This window comes from Roseicyclus marinus (assembly GCF_036322625.1).
Classification (GTDB): domain Bacteria; phylum Pseudomonadota; class Alphaproteobacteria; order Rhodobacterales; family Rhodobacteraceae; genus Roseicyclus; species Roseicyclus marinus_A.
Window position 1 is genome coordinate 1,478,725 of record NZ_AP027266.1, and the last position, 12,301, is coordinate 1,491,025.

Below are 12,301 nucleotides of genomic sequence, written 5' to 3' on the forward strand. Positions count from 1 at the left end.
CGGGGACGGGCGCCCGACAGGGGCGCCCGTTCCGATCCGACGCCGACAGGCCCGCCGGACGCGCGGCGCGCCGTGGCAAAGCCAATCGACAGGGGAGCGAGACAGGATGCCGATCATCGTCACGGGACTGATCACGATCCTCATCGGCGTGGGCGGCATGATCGCCTATTTCTGGGTGTCGAATTACATCCTCGACAAGGTGCTGTTCCCGGCCAAGGGCGAGAACATCGGGCAAAACGTGCGCCGCGCGACGGCGATCCGGCCATGGCTTTTCGTCTTTCCGGCGGTCTTTGCCCTGTCGCTCTATCTTGTCGTGCCGGTGTTCTATTCGGCCTGGCTGTCGGTCACCTCCTTTGCCTCCGACAATCTCGAGGCGCGCGGCCCCTTGGCCAATTACGCCGCCGTCCTGTCCGATCCCGAATTCCGGATCGCGCTTTTGAACAACTTCCTCTGGGTGCTGGTCGTGCCCTCGGCCTCGACCTTCTTCGGGCTGTTGGCCGCGCAGCTGACCGACCGGCTGTCCTGGGGCAATATCGCGAAATCGCTGGTTTTCATGCCCATGGCGATCAGTTTCGTGGGCGCGTCGCTGATCTGGTCCTTCGTCTATCATCCCGATCCCGAGATCGGCATACTCAACGCCATCCGCGCCGCGTTCGGGGCCGAGGGCGGGCGCACCTTCATCGATGGCGACATCATCGACAGTTTCTGGCTGATGGTCGTCCTGATCTGGATCCAGACGGGCTTTGCCATGGTGATCTTGTCGGCGGCGCTGCGCGGTGTGCCCGAGGACACGATCGAGGCGGCCATCGTGGACGGGGCCAACCCGTTCCAGATCTTCTTCAAGATCAAGGTGCCCCAGATCATGCCGACGATCCTTGTCGTCTGGACGACGATCACGATCCTCGTGCTCAAGGTCTATGACATCGTGGCCGCGATGGGGAACCAGTACCGCAATGTCGAGATCCTGCCGACGCAGATGATGCAGAGCTTCGACAGCGGGAATTACGGTTTTGCCACGGCGATCTCCGTCATCATCATGGTTCTCGTCCTGCCGGTGATGATCTGGAACATCCGCCAGTCGCGCGCCGAGATGCGCTGAGGGGGAGGGGCACAATGGACAATATCGCCGGCCAGAAATCGGGTCTTTCCATCGTCACCCATGTCGCAACGGCGCTTTTGGTGCTGTTGTGGATCATCCCCACGCTGGGGCTTTTGGTGACATCCTTCCGCGATCAGGATGCCATTTCGCAAACGGGCTGGTGGCGCGCGCTGCAAGGGGCGCCGCAGCCCTATGTCCTGTCCATCCCGGTCGAGGGACAGCGCCAGATCGACGGCGGCACATGGGTTCTGGAAACCAATATCTTCGCGGTCGCGGCAGCGGATCTTCCCCCGTCCGTCGTCGAACGCCGCGCGGTCGATGCCTTTGGCGTCAGCCGGTTGCGCGGGGCCGACACGCCCGCGGGCGAAACGGTGGAAACGCGCCAGGGCGTCGCCGTGACGATCGCGGCCGATGGCAGCCTGCGCGCCACGGCGCCCGAGGAATTGTCCGACCTGTCGATCCCGGTCTCGCTCGTGGCCCCGCCGCAGATGACGGTCGAGAATTACGCCGAGGTCCTGACCGACACCACGGCCGAGGAACGCGCGGCGCTGCGCGAACAGGGCACGACGCTCGACCGGCTCCTGTTCTCGGACGAGGCGCTGTTCGGCCCCTTCGTCAACACGCTGACCGTCGCCATCCCGGCCACCGTCATTCCCATCGTGATCGCGGCCTTCGCGGCCTATGCGCTGGCGTGGATGGATTTTCCGGGGCGCGGATTTTTGATCGCCATGGTGGTGGGTCTTTTGGTCGTGCCGCTGCAGCTGGCCTTCGTGCCCATCACCATCATCCATGAATGGTTCGGCATCGGCAAAAGCTTTCTCGGCATCTGGCTTGCGCATACGGGGTTTGGACTGCCGCTCGCGGTCTACCTTTTGCGCAACTACATGGTGGGCTTGCCGCGCGACATCATCGAATGCGCCAAGGTCGACGGGGCCACCGATTTCGAGATCTTCCGCAAGATCGTGCTGCCCCTGTCCTTTCCGGCGCTGGCCAGTTTCGCGATCTTCCAGTTCCTGTGGACATGGAACGACCTTTTGGTCGCCTCCGTTTTCCTGCCCTCCAACACCGAAAGCACCGTCATGACGCGCTTTGTCGTCACTTCGCTTCTGGGGTCACGCGGGGGCGAATGGCACATCCTTGCCGCCGCGGCCTTTGTCATGATCGCCGTGCCGCTCGTCGTCTTCTTCACCATGCAACGCTACCTGGTCCGCGGCCTTTTGGCGGGATCGGTGAAATAACCCAAGGAAAGACTGCCCTGCCATGAACCTTATGCAGGATCTCAAGCCCGAACACATTCTTGCGCCCGACCGTGACTGGTGGCGCGGGGCGGTGATCTACCAGATCTATCCGCGCAGCTACCAGGACAGCAATCACGACGGGGTCGGCGATCTGGCGGGGATCATCCACCGGCTGGGCTATATCGCCGAGCTGGGCGTCGATGCGATCTGGATCAGCCCCTTCTTCCGCTCGCCCATGCTCGATTTCGGCTATGACGTCAGCGATTACCGCGATGTCGACCCGATGTTCGGCACGCTTGGCGATTTCGACGCGCTGATTTCGCGCGCGCATGAATTGGGCCTGCGCGTGCTGATCGACCTGGTGCTGTCGCATACCTCGAACCAGCATCCCTGGTTCCACGAAAGCCAGACCAGCCGCGACAATCCCAAGGCGGATTGGTATGTCTGGGCCGATGCCAAGCCCGATGGCAGCCCGCCCAACAACTGGCTGTCGATCTTCGGCGGCTCGGCCTGGGAATGGTCGGGCGACCGGATGCAATATTTCTTGCACAATTTCCTGAAGGAACAGCCCGACCTGAACCTGCACAACCCGGATGTGCAGGATGAATTGCTGTCTGTCGCGCGCTTCTGGCTGGATCGGGGCGTCGACGGGTTCCGGCTCGACACGATCAATTTCTACTTCCACGACCAACAGCTGCGCGACAACCCCGCGCTTGCCCCCGAACGGCGCAACGCGACCATCGCGCCCGAGGTGAACCCCTACAATTGGCAAGAACATCTCTACGACAAGAACCAGCCAGAGAACCTCGAATTCCTGCGCCGGTTTCGCGCGCTTCTTGACGAATACCCCGGCGCGACCGCCGTGGGCGAAGTGGGCGATGCGCAGCGCGGCATGGAGATCCAGGCCGAATACACCTCGGGCGGGGACAAGGTGCATATGTGCTATTCCTTCGAATTCCTGTCGGGCATCACGCCCACGCCCGACCGCGTGGTCGAGGTGCTGAGGGATTACGAGGAGCAGATCGGAGATGGATGGGCCTGCTGGGCCTTTTCCAACCATGACGTGGTGCGCCACGCCAGCCGCTGGAACCTGGGCGAAGAGGCCCGCCGCGTCTATGCCGGGCTCTTGCTGTGCCTGCGCGGGTCCGTCTGCCTCTACCAGGGCGAGGAATTGGGCCTGACCGAAGCCTATGTCTCCTACGAGGATCTGCAGGACCCCTACGGCATCCGCTTCTGGCCCAAATTCAAGGGCCGCGACGGGTGCCGCACGCCGATGCCCTGGATGTCCGACAACCAGAACGGCGGCTTCTCGGACCACAAGCCCTGGCTGCCCGTGGCGGTCGAGCACCTGCAACGGTCGGTCGGCGCGCAGGCCACGGCCCCCGACAGCACGCTGCAGTTCTACCGCAAGATGATCGGCTTCCGTCACGCCTGGGATGCGCTCTCCAAGGGTGGCTTGAGCGATCTGAAGGCCGAGGGCAGCGTGGTCAGCTTCCAGCGCAGCCATGGGGATCAACGCCTGTTTTGCGCCTTCAACCTGGGCGGGGCGGCCGCGCCTGTCACCCTGCCGGACGGTGCCTGGCGACAGGACAAGGGCGCGCCGTTCGCAGCCCTTCCCGATGCGGGGAACGGGCAGGTGACGCTGCCGCCCTGGCAGGCCTATTTCGCGGCGGCCGAAACGGCCTGAGACGGGACATACGAGGGAGGAGACGGGGACAATGGCCGAACTGAAGCTGACCGATGTCGAAAAGGTCTATGGCGGCACCGTCAGGGTGCTGAGCGACATCAATCTCGACATCGAGACGGGCGAGCTGATCGTCTTCGTCGGCCCCTCGGGCTGCGGGAAATCCACGCTGCTGCGGATGATCGCGGGGCTGGAAAAGATCTCGGGCGGGACGCTGGAAATCGACGGGCAGGTGGTCAATGACGTGCCCCCCAGCCAGCGCGGCATCGCCATGGTGTTCCAGTCCTACGCGCTCTACCCGCATATGACGGTCTATGAAAACATGGCGTTTTCACTCCGCATCGCCAAGGTCGACGCCGCCACCATCGACCGAAAGGTGCGCGCGGCGGCCGAAAAGCTGCAGCTGACCAATTTCCTCGACCGCCTGCCCAAGGCGCTCTCGGGGGGGCAGCGGCAGCGGGTGGCCATCGGGCGTTCCATCGTGCGCGACCCCAAGGTCTATCTTTTCGACGAACCGCTCTCGAACCTCGATGCCGCGCTGCGCGTCGCCACAAGGATCGAGATCGCCCAGCTCAAGGAACAGATGCCCGACAGCACCATGATCTACGTCACCCACGACCAGGTGGAGGCGATGACGCTCGCCACCCGTATCGTGGTTCTGGCCGGTGGCGGCATCGCGCAGGTCGGCACGCCGCTGGAACTTTACGAACGGCCCAATTCCACCTTCGTCGCGCAATTCATCGGCAGCCCGGCGATGAACCTGCTGGGCGGCAAGATCGTCGGCACGGGCGAGGTGACGACACTGGAACTGGCGGACGGGGCAGGGCGGATCACCTCGCATTACCCCTCCCGCGACAGCGACATGGGCGCCGCCGTGCAGGTCGGAATCCGCCCCGAGGATATGGCGGCGACCGATGGCGACACCTTCGCCTACGAGGGCAAGGTCGAGATCACCGAAGCCTTGGGCGAGGTCACGCTGCTCTATTTCCAGAAATCCGCCCCCGACCATGACCCCGTGATCGGCAAGCTCGCAGGCATCCACCCCGGATTGCGCGGCAAATCGGTGCGCCTGACCGCGAAGCCCGAAAAGGTGCATGTGTTCAAGGACGGCATCTCGCTCCTGCACCGCGACGAAACGGTGTTCCTGCCCGGCGTGCAGCCGCATTGACGCGGCGTCATGGGGCCTGCGAGGCAGAGTATCGCCGCTACGCGGGCCGCTCAGCATATTTCACGTCATCGCCCTGAAAGCGCCGCATTCTGGCCGTAAGGCGAATCGCTCTGCGTAGAGAAATTGGCGACAATCAGCGCCCTTAACGCGATTGTTCAAGCATTGGAAACAGCGTCACGAATTTTTTACGCGCGCCTTTCCCAAATAATTGAATTACATAAAGAAAATTTCACAACGCCGGATGGATTTTTCTTTGCCGCCGACATTTGGCTGCTACGCTTACCCCACGTAAATTTATTTGGGGGAACAGTATGTACAAAAAATCTCTTGTCGCCGCCTTCGCCATCGTCGCTGCCACATCCTCCGCCCAGGCTTGGGAAGGCGAGGTTGTCGCCTGCTACGATACCATTCTCGTTCCGGCACAATATTCCGTGCGAGAAGAGCTTGTGCGCCCGGCCCGCACGGAATGGGAACACCGCAATGGTCAGGCCGTGCGTGTTCACTATCCGGCCGTCTATGTCGAAGTGCGGCATGAGACACGGCCCGAGCGTTACGTGAACCGTCCCGCCGCCTGCCGGTAAGGCGATCACCCGTCGGAAGGGGGGCAATTCCCCTTCCGACAAGAAATGGCCGATTTCTCACCAAATTGAGACCCATTCGACAGTGCAGGCTCGGCCCGTCGAACTGGTGTATCGAGGTGTGATATGAAGGGGCTAATCGCCGCGATCGGGATCGTCATGGTGACGCCATGGATGGCACAGGCGAACGGACCGCAGGAGGTTACGGTTCACGCGCGCGAAACCGACCGCCGCATCGCCTGCTACCGGGAGCTTCACGTTCCCGCGCAATATGATGTCGAGGAAATCCTGGTGACGCCTGCCGTGCAATATTATTTCAGGCGGGCCAATGGCATCGTGGAATTGCGGGAAACGCCAGCCGTCTACGAAGAACGCCGCACGCTGGTGCGGGAGGCGCGGATCGTCTTGCGAGAGGTCGCCTGCGCCAGCCGATAGGGCCAGCGGCGTGATGGGCGCGTCTGCGCCCTGATACGCTCGATAGTAAAGTGAGGGGTATTGCGCGTGCCAAGCAGGTTATCAGCCATCTCGGCCAGACCCGCCCTCGCATGTGCATTGGTCATGTCGTTGGCCAATTGCGGTTTTCTCTTGCCTGATTGGCGGGCAACGCAATCCGCGGCACCCATGAATGCCGAAACGATCACGATGCAGGACGGACAGATCGCCTATGCATCCCATGGTTCGGTGCCGCCACCCGGTTTCGCCGAAGTGGCCGAATTCAGAACACGCGAAGTTTGCGCGGCCCGGGGTGCCGCGACCGCGCGGCTCATTTCCGTGCCGACGGCCACCAACCTGCAGTTCGAATGCGGGGAGTGAGCACGCCATACCCCACCTTTCGACCGGCCTCTGGCCTTGTTAGCGCTAACATGCTACACCGCCCCCGACTCGAACAGGGGGAACTGGGCCCATGGTGCTTGATGACCGCATCGCCGCCGTCACGGATCGCATCATCGCGCGCTCGGCGGGGCCGCGCAGCACCTATCTCGACCGGATGCGCCGCCTCGCGCAGGACGGGCCGCGCCGCGCGCATCTGACCTGCGGCAACCAGGCCCATGCCTATGCCGCGATGGCGGGCGACAAGGATGCGCTGGTGGCCGCCCGCGCGCCCAATATCGGGATCGTCACCGCCTATAACGACATGCTCTCGGCCCATCAGCCCTTCAAGGATTACCCCGACCGCATCAAGGAAGCCGCCCGCCGCGCCGGCGCCACGGCCCAGGTCGCAGGCGGAGTGCCCGCCATGTGCGATGGCGTGACCCAAGGGCAGGTAGGGATGGAGCTGTCGCTTTTCTCGCGCGACGTGATCGCGCTCGCCACCGGTGTGGCGCTCTCCCACAACACGTTTGACGCGGCCATGTATCTCGGCGTCTGCGACAAGATCGTCCCGGGGCTGATCATCGCGGCGGCCACCTTCGGCTATCTGCCGGGCATCTTCGTGCCCGCAGGCCCCATGACCTCCGGCCTGCCCAATGACGAAAAGGCCAAGGTTCGCCAGCAATTCGCCGCCGGCGAGGTCGGGCGCGAGGCGCTGATGGAAGCCGAAATGGCCAGCTACCATGGCCCCGGCACCTGCACCTTCTACGGCACGGCCAATTCCAACCAGATGCTGATGGAATTCATGGGCCTCCACCTGCCCGGGGCGAGCTTCGTGAACCCCGGCACCCCATTGCGCGATGCGCTGACCGAGGCCGCGACCGAACGGGCCGCCGCGATCACGGCGCTTGGCAATGCCTATACGCCCGTCTGCGACATCCTCGACGAGAAAGCCTTCGTGAACGGGATCGTGGGGCTGATGGCCACGGGCGGGTCCACCAATCTCGTGATCCACCTTGTCGCCATGGCGCGGGCGGCGGGCGTGATCCTCGATCCGGCCGATTTCGCGGATATCTCGGCCGCCACGCCCCTCATGGCGCGCGTCTATCCCAACGGGCTCGCGGATGTGAACCATTTCCACGCGGCAGGCGGGCTGGCCTACATGATCGGCGATCTGCTCGATGCGGGGCTTCTCCATCCCGACACCAGGACCGTGGCGGGGCAGGGCCTGTCGCTCTACGCGCAGGAACCCAGGCTCAGGGACGGCAGGCTCACCTGGACCGATGGTCCCCGCGACAGCCTCAACGACCGCATCCTGCGCCCCGCGCGCGACCCGTTCCAACCGCAGGGCGGCCTCGTGGCCCTCGAGGGCAATCTCGGTCGCGGCGTGATGAAAGTCTCCGCCGTCGCCCCGGACCGCCATGTGATCGAAGCGCCCGCCGCCATCTTCGAAGACCAGGCCGATGTGAAAAAGGCCTTCCAGAGCGGGCAGCTCGACCGCGACGTCGTCGTCGTCGTCCGCTTCCAGGGGCCAAAGGCCAACGGCATGCCCGAGCTTCACGCCCTCACCCCCATTCTCGCCGTCCTGCAAGATCGCGGCCACAAGGTCGCGCTCGTCACCGATGGCCGCATGTCGGGGGCGAGCGGCAAGGTCCCCTCCGCCATCCATGTCGCCCCCGAAGCGCTCGACGGCGGGCTGATCGGCAAACTGCGCGACGGCGACCTGATCCGCGTCGATGCCACCCATGGAAAGCTCGAGGTGCTGACCGGGGGCGTGGCCGACCGCCCCCCCGCCACCCCCGACCTTTCGGCCAATGCCCATGGCGTCGGCCGCGAATTGTTCGAGATATTCCGCCAGACCGCAGGCCCCGCGAGCGAAGGCGCGGGCGTCGTGGTCTAGGCGGGCCTCTCCCCTTCATCTTTCCCCAAATATGCAGACATGACCGCGCAAGAGGCACGAACCATGACCCCCAAGGCCCAATCCGCCGCCACGCGTGACATCGCGGCCCTGGCCCCGATCATCCCCGTCCTCGTGATCGAGGATCTGGCCCATGCAGAACCGCTCGCCAGGGCGCTCATCGCAGGCGGCCTTCCCGCGCTCGAGGTGACGCTGCGCACCCCCTGCGCGCTCGAGGCGATCCGGGTGATGGCCGCGGTTCCGGGCGGCGTGGTGGGGGCCGGAACGCTTCTGACCCCCGAAGACGTGCAGGCGGCCAAACGGGCGGGGGCGCGCTTCGGCGTGTCGCCGGGTGCCACGCCGCGCCTGATCGCGGCCTGCGCGGAAGAGGGGTTGCCGCTTCTGCCGGGGGCTGCCACCGCCTCCGAGGTCATGGCGCTTTTCGAACAGGGCTATGACATGCTCAAATTCTTCCCCGCCGAGGCGGCAGGCGGCGCGCCTGCGCTCAAATCCATCGGCGGGCCGATCTCGCAGGTCTCCTTCTGCCCCACGGGCGGGGTCACGCCGGAAAATGCGCCCGCCTATCTGTCGCTGCCCAACGTGATCTGCGCGGGCGGCTCCTGGGTGGCGCCCAAATCCGCGATGGAGGCGGGCGACTGGGCCGCGATCGAGACGCTGGCGCGGCAGGCCGCACAGCTTGGGCCGCGCGCCTGATCCTCAGAGGCCGAGCGCGAAACCCACAAGCCTGTCGATGGCCTCCTCGAACAGCGGATCGGGCAGGGTCAACGCGATCCTCAGATGCCCCGCCGCGGCCTTACCGAAGCTTTCGCCGGGCATGACGGCAACGCCCGTCTCCTCGAGCAGTCGTTCGGCAAATCCCTCCCCCGACAACCCGGTCGCCCGGATGTCGAGCATCGTATACATCGCGCCCTCGGACGGGATCATCCGCAAGACATTCTGCCCCGAAAGCCGTGCGGCCAACCCGTCGCGGCGACGGCGAAAGGGGGCCGCGATCTCCGCTTCCCGCGCCGCGCCCTGCCGCAGCGCGTAAAGCCCCGCCTCCTGGATATAGCCCGGCACGCCATAGGTCGTGTGGGTGGCCAGCGTGATCAACCGCGCGATCACCGCCTCGGGGCCCGCCACCCAGCCCAGCCGCGATCCCGTCATCGCATGGCTTTTCGACAAGGACCCCACCGTCAGCGTGCGCGCCGCCATCCCCGGCAGCCCGGCAAAGGGGATATGCCGCCCGGTCCAGACCTGCGTGTCATAGACTTCGTCCGAGATGACCCAAAGATCCTGCGCCTCCGCGATCCGGGCAATGCCCATCAGGCTCGCTTCGCTGTAGACGGCGCCGGTGGGATTGTTGGGGCTGTTGATCAGGATCGACCGCGCGCCGGGGGCGGCCCTTTCGATGGCCGCCAGATCGGGCTGGAACCCGTCCTCGCTTCGGGCGGCCACCGGCACGGGGCGCGCGCCCACCGCCCGGATCGTGCCGGGATAGGTCGTGTAATGCGGATCGATCAACAGCGCAGGGTCCCCCTCGTCGCAGGCCGCGTGATGGGCCGCGAACAGCCCCGCCTGCGCACCCGGTACGATCAGGATATTCTCCCGCCCATAGGTGACGCCATGCTGCGCGCTCAACCGCCCCGCCACCGCGTCGCGCAAGGGGGCGATGCCCGGCACGGCGGCATAGCCGGTGTGGCCCGCCATGGCCGCGCGGTGCATCTCGGTCAGGATATCGGGGGCGGTGCCGATGTCATGCTCGCCGATGGTCAGTTCCAGCACCTCGCGGCCCGCGGCCTTCATCGCGCGCGCCTTGTAGAAGATACCCCAACCATCGTCGCCCTCTCCGGTCAGGGTGGCGATACGGGTCGAGGGGCGGGGCATGGCGCAATCTCCGGCTTGGGTCCTGTCTGCCCCGAGATGCGCATGGGGCGCGGACGGGCGCAAGGCGGGCTTGCCCCTAATCCTCCGCCGGGCCGGTATCTAGCGGCCAGTCGCGCCGCACAAGGTTGTAGCTTTCGATGAGCCTCAGCCGCAATTCCTCGGGCGGGGTTTCCCAGGGCAACAGCACCCATCCCCCACCGGTCAGGAACGGGGCCGAGGCGGGGCGGCTCCGCCTTATCACCGCCAGCGCGCGCGGCAGGTCCGTGGTGCGCACCGACAGGCCCGCGCCGGTTTCGGTATAAGCGGCGAACATATGGCCGTTGATCTTCCAGACAACCGTATCGGGACCGAAGGGCGTGACCCTTTCGGTTCTGGGCATCGCCCTGCAGTGCCGATCGACGAATTCATGGCGCATGGTTGCATATACAACTTTTTGTGGGCCAAGAGTCAAAGGGGCTTTGCGACGACCGCGCGGGACCGCTCAACTGCCGGTTTTCAACGCGCCCGCAACCTGATAGGCGGCTTGCGCCGGTTTCCTGTCCGCTGAAAGGCCCGTTCCATGGTCGAGATCCGCCTGCGCAATTCCCGTAGCCGTTCGGTCGAGACGCTGCGCCCGCTCGATCCGGCCCAAGGCGTGCGGATGTATCTGTGCGGCCCCACGGTCTATGACCGCGCCCATCTGGGCAATGCGCGCCCCTCGATCATGTTCGATGTGCTCTACCGGCTCTTGCGCCATGTCTCGCCGGGGAACGGCTGGGCCCCGCCCGTCTACGTGCGCAATTTCACCGACGTGGATGACAAGATCAACGCCCGCGCCGCCGAAACGGGCCGCTCCATCGGCGAGATCACCGAGGAAACCATCGGCTGGTATCGCGACGACATGGCCGCGCTTGGCTGCCTTCCGCCCGATCACGAACCCCGCGCGACAGGCTACATCGCCGAGATGATCGCGATGATCGAAGGGCTGATCGCGGATGGCCATGCCTATCCGGCCGAGGGGCACGTGCTCTTCCGCGTGCGCTCCTTCGCGGCCTATGGCGCGCTCTCGGGCCGGTCGGTCGATGACATGATCGCGGGCGCGCGGGTCGAGGTCGCCCCCTTCAAGGAAGACCCGATGGATTTCGTCCTGTGGAAACCCTCCTCGGGCGATCTGCCGGGATGGGACAGCCCATGGGGCCGGGGCCGCCCCGGCTGGCACATCGAATGCTCGGCCATGTCCAAGGCTTTGCTTGGCGAAACCTTCGACATCCACGGCGGCGGCAACGATCTGCTGTTTCCCCACCACGAGAACGAGATCGCCCAAAGCTGCTGCGCCAATCATACCGAGCAGATGGCGCAGATCTGGCTCCACAACGAGATGCTGCTTGTCGAGGGCAAGAAGATGTCCAAGTCCCTGGGCAATTTCTTCACCGTGCGCGATCTGCTGGACCAAGGCGTGCCGGGCGAGGTGATCCGCTTTGTCTTCCTCTCGACGCATTATTCCAAGCCGATGGATTGGACGGAGAAGAAGCGGGAGGAGGCGGAAAAGGTGCTGCGCAAGTGGCGTGATATCGTCTCGGGGGTCGAGGCAGCGGCGGCCCCGGCGGATGGCGTGCTGGAGGCGATCGCCGATGATCTCAACACGGCGGGTGCTATTGCGGTCTTGCACAGCCTTGTGCAGGACCCGGCGCGTCTGAAAGCCTCCGCGCTGCTTCTTGGTCTGTTGGAAGACGGCATGGGCGATTGGTCGGTGGCAAGAATCGATGCCGCCGATCTTGTGCCCCACCGGCAAAGGTTCGAAGAGGCGCGCGCCTTGGCCAAGCAAACCAAGGACTTCACCGAAGTCGATGCCCTCAAATCCGCCCTCACCGCCGCAGGGGTCGAGGTGCGCATGTCCAAGGAGGGGGTCGAGCTGATCCCCGGACCCGGCTTCGACCCCGCCAAGCTGGAGGGCCTCTAGA

Annotated in this window: 12 protein-coding genes; 10 read left to right on the plus strand and 2 right to left on the minus strand. The window is 65.0% G+C overall.

Going from position 1 to position 12,301, the window contains the following annotated elements; translation table 11 throughout:
• Positions 1-106 precede the first annotated feature (106 nt).
• From AABA51_RS07065 to eda, 9 genes are all read left to right on the plus strand, one after another.
• Positions 107-1,099, plus strand: a complete 993-nt coding sequence (locus tag AABA51_RS07065; protein ID WP_338275872.1) for a carbohydrate ABC transporter permease — start codon at positions 107-109, stop codon at positions 1,097-1,099.
• A 14-nt stretch (positions 1,100-1,113) separates the two neighbouring features.
• Entirely contained in the window at positions 1,114-2,337 is a 1,224-nt protein-coding gene (locus tag AABA51_RS07070; RefSeq protein WP_338275875.1) for a carbohydrate ABC transporter permease, read from the plus strand.
• 22 nt (positions 2,338-2,359) lie between these two features.
• A complete protein-coding gene (locus AABA51_RS07075; protein ID WP_338275877.1) occupies positions 2,360-4,024 on the plus strand; it encodes an alpha-amylase family glycosyl hydrolase in 1,665 nt (554 codons plus the stop codon).
• Positions 4,025-4,055: 31 nt separating this feature from the next.
• Complete coding sequence (locus AABA51_RS07080; protein WP_338275879.1) at positions 4,056-5,189, plus strand: ABC transporter ATP-binding protein; 1,134 nt, start codon at positions 4,056-4,058, stop codon at positions 5,187-5,189.
• A gap of 311 nt (positions 5,190-5,500) precedes the next feature.
• The gene (locus AABA51_RS07085) at positions 5,501-5,770 is read left to right on the plus strand and encodes a hypothetical protein (RefSeq protein WP_338275882.1); all 270 of its coding nucleotides are present in this window, start codon (positions 5,501-5,503) and stop codon (positions 5,768-5,770) included.
• A 123-nt stretch (positions 5,771-5,893) separates the two neighbouring features.
• Positions 5,894-6,202, plus strand: a complete 309-nt coding sequence (locus AABA51_RS07090) for a hypothetical protein (RefSeq protein WP_338275887.1) — start codon at positions 5,894-5,896, stop codon at positions 6,200-6,202.
• 186 nt (positions 6,203-6,388) lie between these two features.
• Complete coding sequence (locus tag AABA51_RS07095; RefSeq protein ID WP_338275889.1) at positions 6,389-6,580, plus strand: hypothetical protein; 192 nt, start codon at positions 6,389-6,391, stop codon at positions 6,578-6,580.
• 91 nt (positions 6,581-6,671) lie between these two features.
• Positions 6,672-8,477 carry a phosphogluconate dehydratase gene (gene edd / locus AABA51_RS07100; RefSeq protein WP_338275892.1) on the plus strand — a complete coding sequence of 602 codons (1,806 nt, stop codon included), beginning with the start codon at positions 6,672-6,674 and terminating at the stop codon, positions 8,475-8,477.
• 63 nt (positions 8,478-8,540) lie between these two features.
• Complete coding sequence (gene eda, locus AABA51_RS07105; protein WP_338275895.1) at positions 8,541-9,188, plus strand: bifunctional 4-hydroxy-2-oxoglutarate aldolase/2-dehydro-3-deoxy-phosphogluconate aldolase; 648 nt, start codon at positions 8,541-8,543, stop codon at positions 9,186-9,188.
• A gap of 3 nt (positions 9,189-9,191) precedes the next feature.
• Here the strand turns inward: eda and AABA51_RS07110 are convergent, their stop codons facing one another.
• Both AABA51_RS07110 and AABA51_RS07115 read right to left on the minus strand, forming a co-directional pair.
• Positions 9,192-10,361 (minus strand): pyridoxal phosphate-dependent aminotransferase, encoded by a 1,170-nt coding sequence (locus AABA51_RS07110; RefSeq protein ID WP_338275896.1) that lies wholly within the window; start codon positions 10,359-10,361, stop codon positions 9,192-9,194.
• Positions 10,362-10,437: 76 nt separating this feature from the next.
• The gene (locus AABA51_RS07115) at positions 10,438-10,740 is read right to left on the minus strand and encodes an MmcQ/YjbR family DNA-binding protein (protein ID WP_338275897.1); all 303 of its coding nucleotides are present in this window, start codon (positions 10,738-10,740) and stop codon (positions 10,438-10,440) included.
• Positions 10,741-10,920: 180 nt separating this feature from the next.
• Here AABA51_RS07115 and cysS point away from each other — a divergent pair, with 180 nt between their 5' ends.
• A complete protein-coding gene (cysS, locus tag AABA51_RS07120) occupies positions 10,921-12,300 on the plus strand; it encodes a cysteine--tRNA ligase (protein ID WP_338275899.1) in 1,380 nt (459 codons plus the stop codon).
• Position 12,301 lies beyond the last annotated feature (1 nt).